Below are 20,185 nucleotides of genomic sequence, written 5' to 3'. Positions count from 1 at the left end.
ATTATTCGTCTCTTAGGGCTACAATGGGTTTGATACGGGCCGCACGCCGAGCGGGTACATAACCGGCAATAGCTCCGAAAATTATTAGAACAATGGTAGCCGAAAGGGCAATACTCGTGTCTATATAGGGATTGGTAATAAAAAAATCCTTCAGTTTCTCTCCCAAGGAGCTTAAAATGGCAATTCCTATGAGCATGCCCACAAAACCCGAAACCGTAGTAATAAATACCGATTCCAACAAAATCGTTCCGATTACGGCCTTAGGTGTAGCCCCGAGGGCTTTTCGTATACCCAATTCCTTCGTGCGTTCCTTGACCACAAAAACCATAATATTACTGATACCGATAATGCCGGCGATAATGGTTCCGAAGGCCACAAAGCCCACTATAATCTGCAACACCCGCGCAAACTGTTGGTTTTGCTTCAACTGATCGGCTATATTTCTAATGAAGATGCCGTTCTGGTCTTTTGGATTGATGAATTTTTTGGAACGGAGAAACTTATCAAGGCTCTTATCTAGGGCCATGGCTCCGGCATAGCCGATTTCAGGCTTAAACCCTACAACGATCTGGTTGATCTTGTCGGTATTCTTTTCAATCAATTGACGCGTGGTGTACGGTATATAGACAATACGCTCCTCATTATCACCCCCATCATCTTGAAAAACCCCGATTACCTTAAAAGAGCTTCCTCCCACATCGATATACTTGCCTATGGAATTTTTGTTACCAAAAAGATCCTGTTCCACCAGACGGCCGATAACCGCATACTTGGTCTTGTTCTTTATATCGAGTTCGTTCAGGTAACGGCCCTTCATCATGATGGTCATCTCACTAAACTGGTGTGCCGGACCCACGGCCTGTGTTCTGTAGCTATTCGATTCGTTCATATAGCTAACGGTATCTTGACGGGTTATTCTTGGACTAATATACTCTACGAACAAGGGGAAATTCTTCTGTATGTCCTCGATATCACTATTGTCGAATTCAATAGTCCGATTCGATTTATACCCTTTGTAAGGCATGGTCGTCCTTCCTGGAAATACAAAAAGAACATTGGTAGCGTCATCCCCGAAAAAATCGTCAAAGGTATTGATGAGTCCGTTTCCAAAACCAAAGAGCACCACAAAGATAAGAATACCCAGAGCCACGGTAAACCCCGACAAAAACGTACGGAGTTTGTTTTTCTGAATCGTCTCGAAAATTTCTTTCCAGTTGTCCCTACTTAACATATTGAGCGGCCCTAACCTGTTCTACTTTTTTGTCTTCGACAATTACGCCATCCTTTAAATGTACGATACGTTTGCACATATGGGCAATGTCTTCCTCGTGAGTTACAACAAGGATCGTATTTCCCTTGTCATTTATATTTTGAATAAGGTCCATTACCTCATAAGACGTTTTACTATCCAAAGCACCCGTAGGTTCATCGGCCAAGAGCACCTTAGGCTCGGCAGCCATGGCACGGGCAATGGCGACACGTTGTTTTTGTCCGCCCGAAAGTTCATTGGGCAAGTGGGTGGCCCATTCTTTTAAGCCTACCTGCTCTAAATACTTCAACGCCTTTTCTTCCCGTTCTTTTCGGGGTACTTTTTGGTAATATAGGGGCAAGGCCACATTTTCCATGGCCGTTTTGTAGTTGATCAAATTAAAAGACTGAAAGACAAAACCTAAGAATTTATTCCGATACTTGGCCGCCTTGGTCTCGTTCAGGTTCTTGATAGGAACGCCATCTAAAGTATACGAACCGGAATCGGCCTCGTCCAACATTCCCAAAATGTTCAAAAGGGTAGATTTTCCCGAACCAGAAGAACCCATTATAGCTACAAGCTCACCTTCAGCAATACTAAAATTCAATCCTTTTAAAACATGTAAGGAGTTGCTTCCCATTTTATAGGATTTGTGAAGGTCTTTAATTTCTATCATGATGGTTTTGTTAATTGTATTCGGAATTCTCAAAACAATATGGAAATAAGACAACTAAGTTGCCCAATTGTTACAAGAAGTACTCCAAATTTTCTGTTAAAAAAATATACTAGCCTTTCTCCTCTTCCTTTTCTATGGCATTCCAGACCTTAATCTTGTCCGACTCCGTAATGCCCGATTTCACCTCTACGAAGATACCATCACTAATGCCCAGTTCAATATTACGTCGCTCAAAGTTCTGGTCTCCGTTGGCAATCTCAACGAAAGGAGCTTTGGTCTTATCATCGAACTGCACCAAGGCCTCCTTAATGGCAAGCACACTGTCGGCCCTACCCAAAATGACCGATGCGTTGGCACTAAGGCCCGCCCGGATAAAAACAGAATCTTGTTTCTTCAAGGTACCCTTGATTTCAAATTGAATGGCCCCGTTCTCTTCTTTGCCCTTAGGGGCGATATAATCCAGAACCGCGTCAAAGGTCTTTCCTTCCAATGCGCCCACGGTAATTTCAAGGGGCAGGTTTTCCTTTATTTTTCCTACTTCACTTTCATCGACCTTTCCTTCAAAAATCATTTTGTCGACATCGGCGATAGCGGCAATGGTCGTTCCTTCATTAAAATTATTGCTCTCTATGACCTGATTTCCGACTTCCACGGGAACCTCTAGCACCATACCACTTACGGTAGCCCTTATTTGGGTATTAGCGGCGTTGCCATACCCCTTTGCCGTTCCCGTCTTTACAATATCGTAGCGTTTATTGGCTGCGGCATACGCTTGTTTGGCCTGGCTATAAACTACCTCGGCCCGTTCCAAATCGACCTTAGAGATGACGCCTTTGGCAAAAAGCCCCTTTTGGCGTTCAAGGTTTCGGAGCTGGTCATCTAAGTTTATTTTAGCCTCGTCGATATTGTTTCTGGCATCATTAAGGGCACTTAGGTTGGGCACTACCTTTATTCTACAGAGCAGATCGCCCGACTTCACATAATCGCCCCCCTCTACAAACACCTCTTCGATTACCCCTGAAATATTAGGTTTGATCAACACTTCCTCTAAGGGTAATATACTACCGGTGGCCACCGTTTTCTTTACGATAGTCTTCTTAACGGCCTTTTCGGTTTCGTAGACCACTGGGTCTTCGGCATTCTTTTGATAGAGGTAATACATAGATCCGCCAAAGGCTATCACTATGAGCAAAAGAACGATTCTAGTTACTGATTTTTTCATTTTTTACGATTGATTGATGTTACTCTATTTGTTCTTATTAAAACTTCCTATTTAGGTTTACTATCATTCCGTTCGGAGGGCATCTATCGGCCTCACTTTAATGGCACTCTGGGCAGGAATGAATCCCGCAAGGAGTCCCGAAACAATAAGAATGAACAAGGCACTTATCACCACCCCCAAACTTACACTGGGGTTCAAGAACATATCTACCGGACCATTCATATCCAACAATGTGTTTACCCCATAGATAAAGAGGGCTCCCAATGTGATACCCGCCATACCTGAGATAATGGTCAAGAAAATAGACTCCATTAAAATCTGTAATTTAATAGACCAAGGATCCTCGCCCAAGGCCCTGCGAATACCAATTTCCTTGGTACGCTCCTTTACCACTATGAGCATAATGTTACTCACCCCGATAACTCCTGAGAGCAAGACCAAGATTCCGACGAAATAGGCAATAAAGCGCAAGGCCCCAAAAAGGCTCTGTACCCTTTGGAACTGTTCGTAAAGATCAAAATGCCCCACGGCCCTTTGGTCATCGGGGTGTACTTTGTGATTCTGCTTGACCACGGCCATAATTTTATCCTTTATACTGGTTATAGAGGTACCATCGTTGGCGGTTATGGCCATCCACCCTACATCATTGCCCCGATTAAAGGCTTGGGAAAAGGTGGTGAACGGCACATATATTTCTTTCTGTGCCTCTTCACCATCGCCGTCGTTGCTTTTTTTCTTGTAGGTACCGACTACCATAAAATTGACGCCTTGAATTTTAATAAAGCTCCCCAGCACCTCTTCATCCTTATCGTAAAGTCCGGCCCGCACCCCTTCGCCAATAATGGCAATTTTTCGTTTCTCCTTAATATCATTATAATTCAGAAAACGCCCCGAAGTCATGGTCATGGGGTCTTGCTTACTGATTTCAGGATAGTCGCCATACACATTATAGGCCCCGGTCTTTATACCGCGTACCACATTGTTGGCCCCGTTAAAACCTCCAAGTTGATTTCTTGGGGAAATAAACCTTAAGTTGGGCACCTTGTCCCTAATGGCCTGCACGTCTTCAACCTTAAAAAGAAAACTTCTGTTCTTAGGAAGCCCCTTATAAGGCTTGGTCGTGCTTCTCGACCACATAAACATGGTATTGGTGGCAATATCACCAAAGTCTTGCATAATACCATTTTCAAGTCCCTTACCTGCAGAAAGCAACAATATCAAAATGAATATGCCCCAAAAAACACCAAAGGCCGTCAATACGGTTCTGAACCAATTACTGGTCAATACTTCCAAAATTTCTTTCCAACGGTCTTTATTGAACATGATTACAAAATCAAAAGATTAATGAGCTTGATATTATTCGTCTCTCAATGCGTCTATGGTATGAATATTTGCGGCCCGCCATGCCGGAAAAAATCCCGCTACGGCTCCGGCCAACACCAATACAAATACCGTAGAAATGGCCACGGTAAAATTCACCGATGGGTTCACGATATAATCCACTTCGATATGCGGGCCTAGAAATTCTAAAAGACCCATACTGAATATGAGTCCCGCAAAGCCCGATATGGCCGTAATAAAAATAGACTCATGTAAGATCATTCCAACAATGGACCAAGGTTTGGCCCCCAGTGCTTTTCGTATACCGATTTCCTTGGTGCGCTCCCGCACCACGATCAACATAATATTGCTCACGCCCACGACCCCGGCAATAATGGTACAGATGCCTACGAACCAGAAAAACAAGGCTATGTTGTCGGTAAGGCTATAGTATCTTTTAGCCTCTTCCATCGCGCTCCATACAAAAATGGCATTGGTATCATCGGGTGCAACGGTATGCGCTTCCTGCAAATAGGTCCGCAACTTGTTCTTAAACTTGATGGAATGCGCCACCACCTCTTCAAAATTATCGGCCGGAGGCAAGGTATAAGCCAGGTTGTTCAGTCGGTCGCCCCCATTAAAAACTTGCTGGGCCGTTGTCATCGGTATATAGATGCGTTCTTCTTCCCGGTCTTCCGTTTCATTAAAAACCCCAACGATTTTAAAGGGCAGCCCCGAAATTTTGACAAACTCACCTACCGGACTATCGACATCGGAAAAAACGTCGTCGGCAATTTTCTTACCGATGACAGCAACTTTGGCCATGCCCCGTTCGTCTTGATAATTGAGAAACCTGCCCGCCGACATGTTTTCGTTCTCGATCATCTGAAATTGCCACGACACGCCTTGCACCTGATACACCAAGGCCTCATTTCCGTAGGTAACGGAAACGTTGCGAACAAAAATTCTGGGGGATTTAAATTGAATATCGTCTTCGAGTAGCCTAGCCGAAAACTCGTAATTGGCATTGGTCAACTGGATATTTCTTCCAGGATTCAAGCCTTTGTATTTCTTTGTGGTGGTACCGGGCCAAACCCAGACACTGGTTGCCGCATCTTGCTCAAACTCGTGGGCTATACCATTACGGAAACCTTGACCAAACCCCAATAGAATGACCAATATGAAAATACCGGAAGCTACGGATAAGCCTGTGAGAAAGGTCCGTAACTTGTTCTTACGAATAGTATCGAAGATTTCTTGCCACCTCTCGATGTCGAACATGTAGTTGATTTTGATTGATTGATTGATGAATACGATTTATAATCGTACAACTACAAGACAAGAATTGAGGGGCTTTGTTACAGCTTAATTCAAAAAAAAATGTTAAACTTCCTCAGTAGACCTGTTTTTCATCTTTCTATACACAAAGTAGAAAAGTCCCGCAACAAGAATATACGGTAAGGCCATAAGATAGACTATACCGTTGTTTATACCTTCCGCAGCCTTCATATCACCACTACTTTCAAGGGCGGCCCTACACATGGCACATTGGGCTTCAAGCGTATCGGGCAGCATGAGGCCGATTATTATCACGAATACAAACAAAGTCTTTTTCATTCTACTTTCTTCAAAAGTTAAATGCACCTATTCCCCAATCAAGCCGGATAATAAGGTGAAATCATTAGGTAAACCACTACACCGGTAATCGCTACATAAAGCCATATAGGAAAAGTAAGCTTCGCCCATTTTCTATGCTTTTCAAACTTTTTCAAATAGGCAAAAGCATAGGTTTTAAGCACTAAGGGTATGATAGCTATCGAAAGAACGATATGGGTTATCAATATAAAAAAATACAGGTATCGCACCGCTCCTTCCCCTCCATACGAGGTAGATTCAGACGTCATGTGATAGGCTATGTACATCAACAAAAACAACACGGAAAGACCAATACAAGAAGTCATAATGTTTTGATGCAGTTCCCGCTTACCATTTTTTATGGCCCAAACCGCAATCAACAACAAAACCGCGGTAAGTCCGTTTATCGAGGCGTATATAGGAGGAAGAAACCCAAGACGTTCCACATTGGGGATTTTAACCCCGAACAATATGGCCACCACAACGGGCACTACCACCGAAACCACGGTAATCAGCTTATTGAACTTTTTTTCCTGTAGTACTGTCTGTTCCATCTATTCCGCCAATAAACGTTTAATATCTTCTTTTAGGGCTGAAATCTGTTCTTTCTCCCCATGTTCGTTCACTCCCTTTTTCTCGGTTATAGCTCCCCTGTAATATATAATAGGATTACCGAACTCGTCGGTTCTTGAACGCAGGTAACCTTCCTTATCGACCAATGCAAACAGTCCAGAATGCTCAAAGCCACCTGGGGCATCGGGCATTTCTGCCGCAAAGATGTTGAACCCGTTATTGGCCAGGTCATACACCTGCTCTTTGTCTCCCGTCATCAAGTGCCAATCTTTATCATGTATGCCGTACTTTTTGGCATAGGCCTTTAGCACCTGTGGGGTGTCGTAATCGGGGGTAATCGAAAATGAGGCTATACCAAAGTTTTCGCTTGCCTTAAACTCCTCTTGCAAGACCACAAGGTTCTCGGTCATCACAGGACATATGGAAGGGCAGCTTGTAAAGAAAAACTCGACAACGAATACCTTTCCCTTGAAATCGGCATTAGACACCCTTACACTGTCTTGATTGATAAAATCAAAGGCGGGAACCTGTTTCTTCTTATCGTTCAAAGTAATATAGGCCAAGGGCGCCTCCTTAGGCTTCACGTTCATACGATCGTTCTCCACAATGGTTCCTTTTGAAATTCGGTCAACGATCTTAGGAACGAAGATGATTCCAAACACAAGTATTACCAAAGACACCCAAACGTACGTATACTTTTTCATGTTCACTTAGAGATCAACAACCATTATTACTTTGCCCTATCGGCATTATTCTTTTTAAGTGCAAGGCGGTATTCTGCCAATATAATTTTAATATCGTCTTCCATCTTATTGTTCAACTCGGCTACCGAAGTTGAATCAAAGCCATATTTTGTACCATCGTCTTCGTCATTCTCCCTACCACGAAGGTTCAAATCCTTATCTATGATAAAAACGTAAGGGGTACCCAGATTTTCATCGAGGCTTATATCGGTCTTCAGTGATGCGAAAAAATCGGTAATTTGGGCATCATCGGCAAAGACAAAGTTCCATTTTTTCATATCTACCAAATGCCCCAATTCGCCCTCAAGGGCAGCCACCATATCTTCAGTCCCCTTTGGAACGAGCATGACGAACTGAAAATCATTGAACTCGTAAAAGCGCTTATAGATCTTTTGGTTGAGGTTAAAGGCATTCCCGGCCTTGCTATCGAGGTTTTTCCCTAAAAAGCCCACTACGGTAATCTTATCTTTAAACGACACCTTGGCCGTTCCTATATGGGCCACATCGTCAACGCCATTGGTCAATATGGGAAGCTTTCCGAAGTTATTAACGCCAGAGGCAAAGAAGAGGTATGCCACGATAGGCAGTATGAACAATACGGTCAAGACTACAAACTTTTTCACCTGCATATACGAAGAACTTCAGACAATGAAATTAATACTTACAAAAATAAAAAAGACGGTCGTGAAACCGTCTTAGTATGCTGTTAATTTATAAAACTATTCACTTAAAAATTCCACTGAATGAATCCATTCTTATACACGTTATAAACGTAGTCGGCTTCAAAAAGAAGAATAAAGACCAAATAGGCCACAAGGAAAATCGGAGTCCATACAATAGCCCTTCTCAAAGAGCTCTTTTCATCTCTCAAGTGCATGAAATCCCATGCAATGTAGTAAGCCTTCACCAAGGTTAGAATAATGAATACCCAGTTGAGCAATTTCATCCCCAAAAAGTGTGAATGGGTCAAAACCCTTGGTTTAGCAATACCCAAGGCTACCTCTATAGCGGTAACGATAGACAAAAAGATAAGTACGCCCCATATTTTTTGGGTATTGGACTTAAATTTTAGAAGCCCCCTGAAAATCTCTAGTTTGTGTGCGTGTGCCATTTTATAATCTCAATTTCGTTAGATACCGTTTACAACGGAAAAGCTATTGTTCTTGTTATACCAGATAGAAAAAGGTGAATACGAATACCCATACCAAATCCACAAAGTGCCAGTACAGTCCTACTTTTTCTACCATCTCGTAGTGCCCTCTGCGCTCATAAGTACCCAAGACCACATTAAAGAATATAATTACGTTGATTACCACCCCTGAGAAAACGTGGAATCCGTGAAAGCCCGTAATAAAGAAAAAGAAATCGGCGAACAATCGGCTTCCGTACTCGTTACGAATTAGGTTAGCCCCTTCTACGACGTATTTACTATCTTTTATCTTTTTTAAGGATTCCTCCCTGGTAAGTAGTGTTTTATGACCTTCGTTCTCACCTTCCTGAACGATGGCCTCGGTACGAATAAGGATGTTCGGATGTGCCTTAAAACCTTCGACCACCTCATTTAAGGAATAGCTAGGCAAATAGCCCTCATCGAAAAACCAAACTCCGTTCTTACGTTCATGTTCGGTACGTTCGGTAGGAATGGTCTTTGCAAAATCCCTAATTGCAGCACGCTCACCGGTTTCGGCATTCACGAATTGTAGAATTCTACCACCATTGGTTTCTACCGCGCCATAATCACCTTTGATAAAAGTACCCCATTCCCAAGCTTGAGAGCCTACGAATATAGCACCACCGATTATGGTCAAGAACATATACCATATCACGGCGTTCTTCTTCATTTTGTGTCCGGCATCTACGGCCAATACCATAGTTACGGAAGACATAATCAAAACGAAGGTCATAAACGCCACATAAATCATGGGGTAGTTCCCGTGGAAGAAAGGAACGTGGGTAAATACCTCATCGGCAATAGGCCACGTTTCTATAAATTTAAACCTTGAAAAGCCGTAAGCGGCCAAAAATCCTGAAAATGTCAAAGCATCGGAAACGATAAAGAACCACATCATCATTTTCCCATATGATGCTCCTAAGGGACGATTTCCGCCTCCCCACACGTTTTCTTCCGCCGTACCAGTTGTTATCGTTGAATCCATATTATTTGTAGTATGGTTAGATTTTGCACAAATTTATAGTTTTCTTATGTATCGTGAAAGTCGAATACTAATGAAAACCCACTTTATTTTAATTTATTATTCCACGAAATACATAAATGCCAGTAAATAAACCCATAAGAGGTCTAAAAAATGCCAAAAAGTAGCTCCTAAATCTACCCCTAAGTATTCTTGAGGGGAGTATTTTCCTTTAATTTGATTGTACAGCACCACCAATAATGAGATAATGCCCGCCGCAACATGCACAATATGCACCATGGCGATCAAAAAGACGTATGATAATTTTATGTTGCTTGTCGGACCGGTAAAATAATATCCGGTAGCGATCATTTCCGAAAAACCTTTGAACTGAAACACGACAAAAGCGATACCCAGCCCCAGAGTGACCAACAACCAGTTCGTACCCATTTTCGACTGCCCCAGCTTTATGGCTTTTTTGGCCATTATATAGGTAAAGCTACTGGAGACAATGATCGCCGTACTCATAAAGAATGAATTTGGCAACAGCAGGTCACTGATCCAGTCTTCACGCGAACTACTTACGATATAGGCACTGGTCCACCCAGCAAATCCCATGAGCAGGCTAACAATACCGAACCAAAGCATCATCTTCTTGGCCCTATCGTTCTTTTCCTTCCCCGTTCCTCTTGTTAAATCCATCTTATTAAATAAACTTATCTATTACGTAAACTACCTGCATTAGGGTTATGTAGCTAACACTGGCCAACATCAATTTGCGGGCGGTAAGGTTATCCCTTCGCTCATAGAGCAAAAAGGCAAATACCAACATAACCATACCCATTAGAAATATAATTACCGCGGCCGGTATGGAAAGCTCCAATCTACCCGTAAAACCAAAAGCGGGCACAACTGAAATGACCAACATCCAAATGGTATACATTATAATCTGCAATGCAGTTCCCTTATCCTTTTTCCCGGTAGGAAGCATTTTAAACCCTCCTCTTTTATAGTCATCATCAAGCATCCAACCCAAGGCCCAGAAATGCGGAAACTGCCAAAAAAACTGTATCATGAACAAGGTTCCCGGCTCAATTCCGAATTCGTTCGTGGCAGCTACCCACCCCAACATAAAGGGAATGGCCCCAGGAAAAGCCCCAACAAAAACGGCCAAGGGCGTCTTGGTCTTCAAAGGCGTATAGCAACTTGTATAAAGAAATATGGAAATAGCGCCGAACATGGCAGTCTTAGGGTTCAATACATAAAGTGAAACCACCCCGAGAACGGTAAGCAAAATGGCGATGAACAAGGCCTTGTTAACAGACATCCTCCCCGAAGGTATGGGCCGGTTTTGGGTTCTTTTCATCAAGGCATCCAGATCTTTTTCAATAATCTGGTTGTACGCATTGGACGCACCCACCATACAATATCCACCGAAAGCCAATAACAACAACGAGACACCTTCTATTTGTTCGGCCCCGAGTAAGTAACCCGCCAAAGAAGAAAAAACCACGCTTATAGCAAGCCTAGCTTTCGTAATCTCTTTAAAATCGGCAATTGCCAGTGCCAAGGTAGGAGCCGTTGCCGTATTCACCGCAGTCTTCATTCATCTTTTTTCGAACGGCAAAGATAGCCTTCACCCTCTATTTTTGCAACCAATTGTACATCTTTATCTTATGTACGGCCACGATATTGAAACCACCCTGCCGCGCGCAAAGGTAAAACACAAAAAAACCCGCCTACAATTAGGCGGGTTTTTAAGTAAACATTGAATATATTTTATTGCAACTTAAAGGTAATAGGAATACTAAATGGAACCCTTACAGCCCTACCACGTTGCTTACCTGGTGTCATTTTAGGAAGCTTGCTGATAATACGTGCAGCTTCTTTCTCTAGGTTTTTGTCCGGACCACGCATTCTAACGTTACCGATGCTACCATCTTTTTGAATGGTAAACATTACACTCACCCTACCTTGAACACCCATTTCCTGAGCGATTTCCGGGTATCTAAAGTTTTTACTGATATGCTTTTGCATCATTTTCTGGAAACAAGCCCTTTTATCGGACTCGCCTTCACAACCTGGAAAAATAGGCACATCTTCAATAACCGCAAAAGGCACATCTACATCTTCTACCTCTTCCTCAACGATTACATCCTCTACTTCGATAATCTCTTCTTCTTGACTGGTTTCAGTAGACTCGATTACAGTTTCTTCAACTTCTTCCTCATCTTCTACAACCTCAATTATTTCTGGAGCCGCTGGCGGTGGTGGTGGCGGAGGGGTCTTAATCTGCTCCGTCATAGGAACTTCTTCGTCCAATTCATCGTCAACATTCATTGAAATATCGTAGTCATTGGTTTTATCGTACGTTTTCCATTCTAACGCACCGTAGACCAATGCCATTGTAAGTGCCAGACCAATAACAAAATAGAGCCCGCTATTACGGCCTATATCTGCTTTCGGATTCTTTTTCGGTTCCATATATTTGAATTTTAATGTTTGCTAATTTAATTAAATATTCCTTTAACAAGCAACTAATTTTTCCATTTTAACCACCTTTCCCCTGAAAAAAGGGATTTTGCAATGAATGCCCCGGCAATTGCACCCACACTATTGGCCAATGCATCTAGAATATCGCCATGACGATCAGTTGTTAAACTGTACTGTAACACCTCAATAATTATACCATAAACAATAGCCACCATTGCAGCGTACCAAACCGATTTTTTAAGTGGCGTATCGGCCTTGGTCCGTTCCCGAATAAAGAAAACCCCCAAAAAGGCGGCCCCAAAATAAAAGCAAAAGTGAACGACCTTATCGAAATTGGGTATATCGATGTCAACGCCATCGCTATCCGAAAAAGAAACAAGGCTGGAAACGGTCACAAACACCATCCAGCCCAGTAATGCAATTGTATACTTATAGTTCTTAAGCACCTATAAGAGCCTTGTAATCGTCGGCAGACAAAAGTCCGTCTACCTCAGAAGCATCGCTAAATTTTATTTTCACCATCCAGCCACTTCCATAGGGGTCTGAATTTACGTTTTCCGGAGCATCTTCCAAAGCTTCATTGAACTCGACAATCTCTCCGCTCAAAGGTTGAAATAGATCCGAAACCGTTTTAACGGCCTCTACCGTACCGAACACCTCTTCCTTATCCAAGGTCTCATCAACGGTCTCCACTTCAACATAAACGATATCGCCAAGCTCGCTCTGGGCGAAATCGGTAATACCTACCGTTGCTATATCACCATCGATTTTGACCCATTCGTGATCTTTTGTGTACTTTAATTCTGCAGGTATGTTCATGTTCTTATTTTTATGGAAGCAAATGTAAAGTTTTCTGAAGTAGTTTTCAAAAAAACGAGATGAAGTTGACAAGTAATTTTAGAAGGCTTCGCCAATACCTTTCAAGCGGTGCCGAAAATCCAATCAAAATAGAAGCTCACCTTCTTTAGTTACCGAAATTATACCTTAAGGTAAAGCCGGTATTTATAGTGGTCTGTGGAAAAGCGGTAGAAACGGCAAACTGTGAGAACGAATGATCATAGAAGAACAAGGCGTTCAAGTTTTTACTCAGTGCATAATCCGCAGTAAACTTGATCGATAGCAAGTTTTGACCCGAGGTGATCTGGTTATTGTCAATATCCAAGTTTCTTATAATAGTAATGTTGTCCCTCAAGGTAACATCCGCCTTTAAGTTCAAGTCTCCTTTTAAACGGGTCTTGTTCCCTCCTATGTTGGTCACGAACTTCACATCCTTAAAACGATAACCTAGTCCGACGGTATATTCCTTACCGTTCATTTCGGTCATTAAATTATTATCGAAACTAAGCGCCAAGGTTCTGCTGGTTCTCATTTCGGCCAAGATACTGACCGAGTTTTTCATTTCGAAATCAACACGCACCAAGGGGTTGAACTCATCGTTCAAGACCACGTTGTTCAAAATAAGGTCAGACATTCTATCCCCTGTCTCCGGATCTAGGGCAGGCAAGCCATCATTTTCCAACTGGACTTTCTCGAGGTTGGTCTGAAAGGAATTGATACTATATGCCGCGCGATAGCCATGACTAAGTGAAAATCTTTGGAATTTCTTCTTGAACCACTTATTTCGCATAAGTCCCGTATACTTTAAGTTCCAGTTAGGAATAGGAATCTGACGGAAAGCATCTAGGTTCACCCTTTCGGCATCTTGCCCGGTATAGGCTGCAAAGAAGGCCGGAAGCAATACGTCTTGTTGTGTTTTTCCGTATTTTTCGGGAAAGCCGGTATCGGGATCTATTACCAAATTTTCTCCCCGATCGGCCACCAAGCGGTTAGCGATGGTAATACGGTTTTGCTTGAACTGTTCAAAAGTCTTTGAATCGAACTCATCGCTTTTATTGAAAATCGTACCGATCATAACCGTAGAGATACTGAAATTACCGTAATCGTTCCCTAAAAGGTTATTGTACTCGAATTCACCGTTCGCATTTTTCGTAACACTAAAGTTCTCTTGATAGCTATTCGAAAACTGTCTATCGGCAGATAAGTCTATGGTCAGGTCTTTAATAGGCTGTGCGGTGGCCGTAATGTTCAATTGTCGGTTTACATTCTGAACGAACTGCTCATTAAACTCACCAAAATCGGTCAACCATCCTTTTCTTGCGGCATCAAACCGTACATCGGCCTGACTACCGAACACAAAACCGAAAGACGGTCTCAACGACCCTACAAAGCCGACCGACTGGGTATAGCCAGGCAGCACCTTACCCCTACTTTCGTTATAGTTTACGTTCAAGCGTTTCACCATGGTGAGTACGTCTACTGCCGTATTGAACAGTCCACTACTTTTCTTTTTGGTCTTCTCGCCATCCGAAACCGGGTTGCCCGCCTTATCTTTTCGTACCGGAGCCTTACTGGCACTAGACTTCCCACTGCGCTTTTTAAGTCCTATCATATCGTAGAACTTTTGCATGGTCAAATTGGCCGTAATATTATGGGTACTGGCATTCTGCACCGTATTGATATCCCTTCCCGTTACTACCTTCAATGCATCACCGCCACGTTGCCAATCAAAGTTACTGGTATAGCTGTATTGTGAATTTATAAAATCAAGCAATGGAATCTTACTGAAGGGAAGATCATAATTGAGTTCCAACTGCTGGGCATGCCGATTCGGCTCACCTAAATCCCAGAAGCCATCCCAAAGCCCCAAGGTTTCATCTACAGCAGAGTTAGGATCGGAAGGGTCTTCAAAATAATTACGTACAATATGGTTGTTACTCGCGGTCATGTTCAAGCGCAACGACTTGGTAAGACTGTAGTTGACCGCATATTGCCAATTGAACTGATAGTTTCTTTGTTGCAATGTCGGCAAATCTAATTTATCTACCCCTTCTTCAACGACATCCCTAAAACGCTGTTGGTTGAACTGTCGGTCTATATTGGAATTTACAGATACGCTTGTAGGCAGCAGACTAAGGTTCAATTCCTTTAACCACCTCCAATATCGACTGGTAAACAACGAATCGTTCTTCATAAAAGGAGCTACCTCCACAGGTTTGAAGCTATGGTTGTACACAAAGCCGGCGGCAACGTTCTTATCTTCCAAGGCCGCTATTTCAAAATCCCTGTGATTGGTTTCGTTATAGGAATAATTAAAAGTAAAGTTCTCGATATCGTAAAAATTGGCCTCGGCCTCTTCCCCCCTATCTTTACGCACCCCAATAAAGTTGATGCTTGTTCTCTTTGTATAATCTTCCGCCTGCTCTTCGATCGCATCCGGATCGTCGCCAACGGCAATTCTATCCTCGAGTTTTAAATCGTCGTAAACCGGATCAAACTCAGGGGTTATCATCTCTTCCGACACCCCATAGTTAAACGGTATTTGAATGCCCCATTTTTTAGGAAGCAATTGACCTATATTTACGTTTGTTACCAAATCATAGGAAATGGCATCTTCACGGGCACGCTCGTTCGGCATTTGATCAATGGCGCCAAAACCGGAGGTACTTGTACTTCCCGTTGCGGAGATATTCGCAAAATCGGCAAAATTGGCATCAACGGCGGCCAAAGCGGCCCATCCTCCCTCGTTATCCAATCCGGCCAAACGAAGCTCATTGAACCATACTTCACCACGGGCCGGAAAATCGCTTACGTTTTTCACCCCCACCATCATACTACGGATGCTTCCCAAAGAAGGGTTACCCTGAATACCGATACGCAATTGACCCGGTGTTCTTGGAGCAAATTCATTTACGGAAACCACTTCCCCATTGACCACCTCAAAATATCTAATCTCACTCAAATCCGTTCCGGAAATCCAAACCGACTTCACCTTGTTCAAGTCCGCCAATAGAATTTCCATTTGGTTGTTATCGGGCCAAACCGCAGATTCAGAGCTAGACCCAAAAGGTGTAAACTCCAAGGGAATTTCCAACTGATAGAAGTTTTCCGAGAAATCGGTTCCTATCCTAAGAAAACCGACCAAAGGTTCTTCCACATTATAGGTATCCGTTTCCAAGATCTTTTCGGCATGAATGAACATTTTCAGCTTCTCGTACTGACGTATATCTATATCAAGGTTCTTGAACACCCCTCGCGAATCTCTAGGCTCAAGGTTTTCGACCACAAAAGAAAGCGATTGCTCGTTTTGCTGAATGATCGTATTATTATTGTTCAGTTGCTCACGACGTACTCCCGGAGGCAAAACATAGGGAATAGGACTCCTATTCTCATTTTCCTGAATGTTAACCGCATTTACATCTAAGGTAGTAGCATCATCCGTTGCATCGGGATCGTCCTTATCGAGCGACTTCACATAGGTACGCCAATCACCACGTACCAAATCAAGGGTAGCAAAACGCAAAAGCACATCGCTAGAAAAACCGGTCATATACATACGCAATGAGCTGATCGACCTAAAATCGTTGATTCCGCCAACGGCCGCCGTAAAGTCACTTAAGGGAATTTTATATTGGATCCACCTTGTACGCACCGTACTTCCGTTCGGAATCCTGTTGCCTGAAAGCACCAATGAATCGCGAATATCGGTAACGTATTTATCGTTAATGGTCGTATTCGGTTTGATCGGAATACGGTATTCGTAATAGCTGTTCACCGTGTTCATGGTCAGGTCACGGTCCATATCCTCAACATCGGGTAAAGTGGTCGACCCTCTATTATCGTTGGTTACCTGTACCGGTGAGTTGCCCTGTGGGTTATTAAAGTTCAAATAGCGATTCAGTATACTTCCGTCGCGCTGCAAGAAGTATTCGTAATTATCCAAGGCGGGATCCTCAGGGTTTTCGTTGCCGTAAATAGCCGCTTCGGCCGCATCGTCTAAACCGTCAAAACCAACATCTTGTTGAGCACGGCTCTCTTCATTCACATCAAATGCATAGACCAAGGCTTGGGTTGCCGGAACAGGACCCCAAATAGGATTTTCAGGTTTTACACTACCCTCACCATTTATCGGCAATCCATTTTCATACTGCTTTAACCCATCGGCCAAAATATCTTCGGAAATAGTACCAAGGTTAAACACCAACTCACCTTCGCTTGTGGCCGTACCGTCAAGATAGGGATCCATAACCCAAAACTGAACAAACTCCACATTGGCCTGCTCAAAGTTCGTGCTGCTCAACGAGCGCATTATACCACCCCATTTATCGTTGGGCGATTCGGTCTGAAAATTCGGATTGGCATTATAAGGCCCCTTCATCTCAGGATAGTAAGCCAAGTCAAGTGTAGTCTGCTGACGCGTCTGCCCTTGTGCCTGTTCTATTTTAGGAAATACCTCATCGATATATATTCTTCGCGTGGCATTGGTGGAAATATCATTGTCACTTATACTCGATGGTCTTTGGTTGGTATAGAATATGGGGTCTATGGTATACCACGCCATTTTTGCCCTATTGAAGCCGGTTTCAAGACCTTTCTGGGTAGGCGAATCTAAAAATTCAAGCGGCGTACTGGCAAGGGTCCACCCTAAGGAGGAACGAATATCGATCAATGCCTGAGCCCCCTCGAAATCGTCTAAATAGGTCGTGGTTTCGCCTTCAAAATCGGCATTTTTAGGCGAATTCGGTTTTAACCAAGCCACTTCACCCCGAACCGAAAGGTTCGATGGCACATCGGTATCTATATTGGGAAGTTTATTGACCAGTCGGGTCAAGAAGGGGACTTCAGTGGAAAAGTTTCCATTGATTCCAAATACGGTATTGTTCACCGGCTCAACCCCAAAATTGGATTTTTGTGTCAGGGGGCGTTCGTTCAGGTTCAACAAAGTCGCGCCCAAAACAAAGTTCTTATTAAACTGATGCTCTACGTTTACCCCGGTAAACCGACGTGTTTGCTGCCCGAATACGGCATTGTTCTCTACGGAAATATTGATAGGGGTATTGGAAGCTTCCAGACTAGGATCAAGAATCTGTACCGTACCCGCTTGATAATTCACGGTGTAATCGATACCTTCTTGCAATTGCCTTCCTCCAGCGGTAACCCGAACGGAACCTCTTGGCACATTAAAGGCACCAATGGGTATACCATTGCTTCCTTCCGACTTATACTTTCCTTTTAGAATAAATTTATCCTTTTCAGGATTCTGTAAGGCCGCCGATTTCGTCAGCTCGTACATATCCCTAAAAACATATTTTTTCTGGTTCTCGTTATAGGAGTTTTCAGCATTGTAATCCCCCCCGCCTAAACGGTTGAACAAGTATTCCCCGAAAGGCTCGACCTTTGTAAAAATTATTTGTCCGTTCTCCGTATCTACCGTTATACCCGGTACAAAATCGAAAAAACCGTCACCTCCGGGTTGTATATCGTTATAGACATTAAGCCTGTCGAAATTAAATATCTCTAGCAGTATACGTTCTTGCAAAGGTTTCCCCCCATCCGTTTGGTTCGGAAAATCCTCTACTGGCGTAATATAGTTTCGTGGCGTGGGGTTCGAATAAAGAATATTCATCTTAAAATCTTCTTGGCTCAACCTAAAGGCGCCCGTAGCGTAGATGTTCTTCATCATCAAATCCCAAATAGGATCCGAAACATTGGTGATATTACTTTTCAGTAGTTTTAAAACCAGTGTATTGTTATTGATTACAGGATTATCGACGGCCCCTGAAACCGTAGTGGCATCTAGCCCACCGTTGGCGAACTCACCCACTTGATACACTTGGCCGTTGTAGGTATATTGAAAAGCCACGGCCAAAACCTCGTCATTGCTCAAACGTTGGTTCAAGGAAATGTACCCCAGTTGGGCATTAAATTGAAAGTCCCTTCCCTGCTCCAGTTTCCGTGCATTTTCCAGGTAAGCGTAATCAAAACCCTGGTTCGGCTGGTATCCGGCTATATTGAAGCCTTGTTCTATGGTAGACACATCGCGAATACTTTGGGTAAGCGCTCCACCCTTGCCTATAAGGCTGGGGTCGTAATTATTGGCGTTGTTACGCGGCAACTGGTTCGGTTGACCCGATGTATTGGATTTAAAGAATTGCGCTGGGGCATTTTGTGAAATTCGGGTTTTGGCCTCTCCGGCCACCAAGGGATCATACTCCCCCAAATCTTGTATACCGACAACATTACGGACATTCAAGGTTTGTTGGCTTCTATTGGTCACCCAAACCTCTAAACGCGTAATCTGGACTTGGCTCTTGATATACGGGTAATTGGCCAAGGCCGCATCGTAGTTATCCCTAAAATACTGGGCTAAAAAGAAATGTTTGTCTTCGTCGTACTGTAGGGCCGAAACCGAGAAATCGTTAACGGTACCACCACCTTGGGCCACTACGGTATTGTTTTGTGAACGTTGTTCGGAAAATACCGCGGTCACCATGGTCTTACCGAACTGCAGTTGTGTCTTAACCCCAAAAAGGCTTTGTGCCCCGGTGATCAACGAACTATTCAACGGCATATTTACGTTACCTACCTCAATAGACCTGATGATGTCATCTTCGGTGGGCGTATAGTCTAATTTTACAATGTTCTGAAAATCGAAAGTAGCCTCGGTATCGTAGTTTGCCGTTACCTGTAATCGCTCCCCTATTTTACCCAGCATACTCAAACTGATACGCTGATCAAAATCAAAGGATAGATTGGTACGGTTTCGAGGGGATAAGGAAGGGTTGTCGTTCTTCTGCCAGATGACCCCAAGGTCCATCGCGACGGAACCCTGTGGAATAACCTCTATGGTATTGCCTCCAAAAACGGATTGAAAGAAATTATTATTGACATAAAAGTTGGGCAGTAAGTTTTTTCGAGCTTCTTCACTACCTTCCTTTTTACCTGCAAAGGCATCTGATTTTTCCTTAAAATAATCTTTGATACCCTCTTGGCGCACCAGCTCGTAATACTGATCAGGAGTTAAGATCACAGGGTATCCAATATCAAAATCACCTACCTTTTCAGAATAGATGTACATATTCAAATTGGGATCGTACTCGTATTTACTAACAATACTTTCAGGGTTTTCCATTTTGAGTTTACCCAAAGAAAAACCCGTCTTTACGGAATCCACCTGCTGTTCTTCCTTATCTTCATTTTCGGTTTCCTGGGCATAGGTTATTCCCGTTGAAACAATCAAAAATGAAAATAGGAGAGTAAGCTTAAATGTTGATTTAAGAAATAGTTTGGCCCCTGTTTTCAAAC

The 20,185-nt window shown here is 43.1% G+C and carries 17 protein-coding genes; all 17 read right to left on the bottom strand.

Annotated features, from left to right (window positions below):
- Nucleotide 1 precedes the first annotated feature (1 nt).
- The 17 genes from B4Q04_RS06970 to sprA all read right to left on the bottom strand — a co-directional run bounded on the left by B4Q04_RS06970 (nucleotide 2) and on the right by sprA (nucleotide 20,183).
- Nucleotides 2–1,231, bottom strand: coding sequence for an ABC transporter permease (locus B4Q04_RS06970; RefSeq protein WP_088696337.1), 1,230 nt, complete (start codon nucleotides 1,229–1,231; stop codon nucleotides 2–4).
- Nucleotides 1,221–1,925, bottom strand: a complete 705-nt coding sequence (locus B4Q04_RS06965) for an ABC transporter ATP-binding protein (RefSeq protein WP_013993745.1) — start codon at nucleotides 1,923–1,925, stop codon at nucleotides 1,221–1,223. The genes B4Q04_RS06970 and B4Q04_RS06965 overlap by 11 nt, the downstream gene beginning before the upstream one ends.
- 109 nt (nucleotides 1,926–2,034) lie before the next feature.
- Nucleotides 2,035–3,147 carry an efflux RND transporter periplasmic adaptor subunit gene (locus tag B4Q04_RS06960; protein WP_088696336.1) on the bottom strand — a complete coding sequence of 371 codons (1,113 nt, stop codon included), beginning with the start codon at nucleotides 3,145–3,147 and terminating at the stop codon, nucleotides 2,035–2,037.
- A gap of 63 nt (nucleotides 3,148–3,210) precedes the next feature.
- Nucleotides 3,211–4,470 (bottom strand): ABC transporter permease, encoded by a 1,260-nt coding sequence (locus B4Q04_RS06955; RefSeq protein ID WP_088696335.1) that lies wholly within the window; start codon nucleotides 4,468–4,470, stop codon nucleotides 3,211–3,213.
- Between the two features lie 33 nt (nucleotides 4,471–4,503).
- A complete protein-coding gene (locus B4Q04_RS06950; RefSeq protein WP_013993742.1) occupies nucleotides 4,504–5,748 on the bottom strand; it encodes an ABC transporter permease in 1,245 nt (414 codons plus the stop codon).
- Nucleotides 5,749–5,850: 102 nt separating this feature from the next.
- Nucleotides 5,851–6,084 (bottom strand): hypothetical protein, encoded by a 234-nt coding sequence (locus B4Q04_RS06945; protein WP_013993741.1) that lies wholly within the window; start codon nucleotides 6,082–6,084, stop codon nucleotides 5,851–5,853.
- Nucleotides 6,085–6,122: 38 nt separating this feature from the next.
- The gene (locus B4Q04_RS06940) at nucleotides 6,123–6,656 is read right to left on the bottom strand and encodes a DUF420 domain-containing protein (protein ID WP_013993740.1); all 534 of its coding nucleotides are present in this window, start codon (nucleotides 6,654–6,656) and stop codon (nucleotides 6,123–6,125) included.
- Nucleotides 6,657–7,379, bottom strand: a complete 723-nt coding sequence (locus B4Q04_RS06935) for an SCO family protein (protein ID WP_013993739.1) — start codon at nucleotides 7,377–7,379, stop codon at nucleotides 6,657–6,659.
- Nucleotides 7,380–7,405: 26 nt separating this feature from the next.
- A complete protein-coding gene (locus tag B4Q04_RS06930) occupies nucleotides 7,406–8,041 on the bottom strand; it encodes a hypothetical protein (RefSeq protein ID WP_046287889.1) in 636 nt (211 codons plus the stop codon).
- A 104-nt stretch (nucleotides 8,042–8,145) separates the two neighbouring features.
- Nucleotides 8,146–8,529 carry a cytochrome C oxidase subunit IV family protein gene (locus B4Q04_RS06925; RefSeq protein ID WP_013993737.1) on the bottom strand — a complete coding sequence of 128 codons (384 nt, stop codon included), beginning with the start codon at nucleotides 8,527–8,529 and terminating at the stop codon, nucleotides 8,146–8,148.
- Nucleotides 8,530–8,584: 55 nt separating this feature from the next.
- Complete coding sequence (locus B4Q04_RS06920; protein WP_013993736.1) at nucleotides 8,585–9,574, bottom strand: cytochrome c oxidase subunit 3; 990 nt, start codon at nucleotides 9,572–9,574, stop codon at nucleotides 8,585–8,587.
- A gap of 96 nt (nucleotides 9,575–9,670) precedes the next feature.
- Nucleotides 9,671–10,252 (bottom strand): heme-copper oxidase subunit III, encoded by a 582-nt coding sequence (locus B4Q04_RS06915; RefSeq protein ID WP_088696334.1) that lies wholly within the window; start codon nucleotides 10,250–10,252, stop codon nucleotides 9,671–9,673.
- 4 nt (nucleotides 10,253–10,256) lie between these two features.
- Nucleotides 10,257–11,156: a heme o synthase gene (gene cyoE / locus B4Q04_RS06910; RefSeq protein ID WP_088696333.1), complete on the bottom strand. Its 900-nt coding sequence runs from the start codon at nucleotides 11,154–11,156 to the stop codon at nucleotides 10,257–10,259.
- 173 nt (nucleotides 11,157–11,329) lie between these two features.
- Nucleotides 11,330–12,034 (bottom strand): energy transducer TonB, encoded by a 705-nt coding sequence (locus B4Q04_RS06905; protein ID WP_013993733.1) that lies wholly within the window; start codon nucleotides 12,032–12,034, stop codon nucleotides 11,330–11,332.
- Between the two features lie 53 nt (nucleotides 12,035–12,087).
- Nucleotides 12,088–12,489, bottom strand: a complete 402-nt coding sequence (locus B4Q04_RS06900; RefSeq protein ID WP_052725539.1) for a VanZ family protein — start codon at nucleotides 12,487–12,489, stop codon at nucleotides 12,088–12,090.
- Complete coding sequence (gene gcvH / locus B4Q04_RS06895) at nucleotides 12,482–12,862, bottom strand: glycine cleavage system protein GcvH (protein ID WP_013993731.1); 381 nt, start codon at nucleotides 12,860–12,862, stop codon at nucleotides 12,482–12,484. Before gcvH ends, B4Q04_RS06900 begins: the two co-directional genes overlap by 8 nt.
- A 145-nt stretch (nucleotides 12,863–13,007) precedes the next feature.
- A complete protein-coding gene (gene sprA / locus B4Q04_RS06890; RefSeq protein ID WP_088696332.1) occupies nucleotides 13,008–20,183 on the bottom strand; it encodes a cell surface protein SprA in 7,176 nt (2,391 codons plus the stop codon).
- Between the last annotated feature and the right edge of the window lie 2 nt (nucleotides 20,184–20,185).

Source organism: Zobellia sp. OII3 (assembly GCF_002211465.1).
Lineage (GTDB): Bacteria > Bacteroidota > Bacteroidia > Flavobacteriales > Flavobacteriaceae > Zobellia > Zobellia galactanivorans.
This window is presented reverse-complemented; position numbering and strand designations above follow the sequence as displayed.

Excerpts from the sequence above, each read along its gene's own strand:
- B4Q04_RS06970 (WP_088696337.1), bottom strand. The coding sequence starts at position 1,231 with ATGTTAAGTAGGGACAACTGGAAAGAAATTTTCGAGACGATTCAGAAA.
- B4Q04_RS06945 (WP_013993741.1), bottom strand. The coding sequence starts at position 6,084 with ATGAAAAAGACTTTGTTTGTATTCGTGATAATAATCGGCCTCATGCTG.
- B4Q04_RS06955 (WP_088696335.1), bottom strand. The coding sequence starts at position 4,470 with ATGTTCAATAAAGACCGTTGGAAAGAAATTTTGGAAGTATTGACCAGT.
- cyoE (WP_088696333.1), bottom strand. The coding sequence starts at position 11,156 with ATGAAGACTGCGGTGAATACGGCAACGGCTCCTACCTTGGCACTGGCA.
- B4Q04_RS06940 (WP_013993740.1), bottom strand. The coding sequence starts at position 6,656 with ATGGAACAGACAGTACTACAGGAAAAAAAGTTCAATAAGCTGATTACC.
- B4Q04_RS06950 (WP_013993742.1), bottom strand. The coding sequence starts at position 5,748 with ATGTTCGACATCGAGAGGTGGCAAGAAATCTTCGATACTATTCGTAAG.
- B4Q04_RS06960 (WP_088696336.1), bottom strand. The coding sequence starts at position 3,147 with ATGAAAAAATCAGTAACTAGAATCGTTCTTTTGCTCATAGTGATAGCC.
- gcvH (WP_013993731.1), bottom strand. The coding sequence starts at position 12,862 with ATGAACATACCTGCAGAATTAAAGTACACAAAAGATCACGAATGGGTC.
- B4Q04_RS06905 (WP_013993733.1), bottom strand. The coding sequence starts at position 12,034 with ATGGAACCGAAAAAGAATCCGAAAGCAGATATAGGCCGTAATAGCGGG.
- B4Q04_RS06965 (WP_013993745.1), bottom strand. The coding sequence starts at position 1,925 with ATGATAGAAATTAAAGACCTTCACAAATCCTATAAAATGGGAAGCAAC.
- B4Q04_RS06935 (WP_013993739.1), bottom strand. The coding sequence starts at position 7,379 with ATGAAAAAGTATACGTACGTTTGGGTGTCTTTGGTAATACTTGTGTTT.
- B4Q04_RS06920 (WP_013993736.1), bottom strand. The coding sequence starts at position 9,574 with ATGGATTCAACGATAACAACTGGTACGGCGGAAGAAAACGTGTGGGGA.
- B4Q04_RS06925 (WP_013993737.1), bottom strand. The coding sequence starts at position 8,529 with ATGGCACACGCACACAAACTAGAGATTTTCAGGGGGCTTCTAAAATTT.
- B4Q04_RS06915 (WP_088696334.1), bottom strand. The coding sequence starts at position 10,252 with ATGGATTTAACAAGAGGAACGGGGAAGGAAAAGAACGATAGGGCCAAG.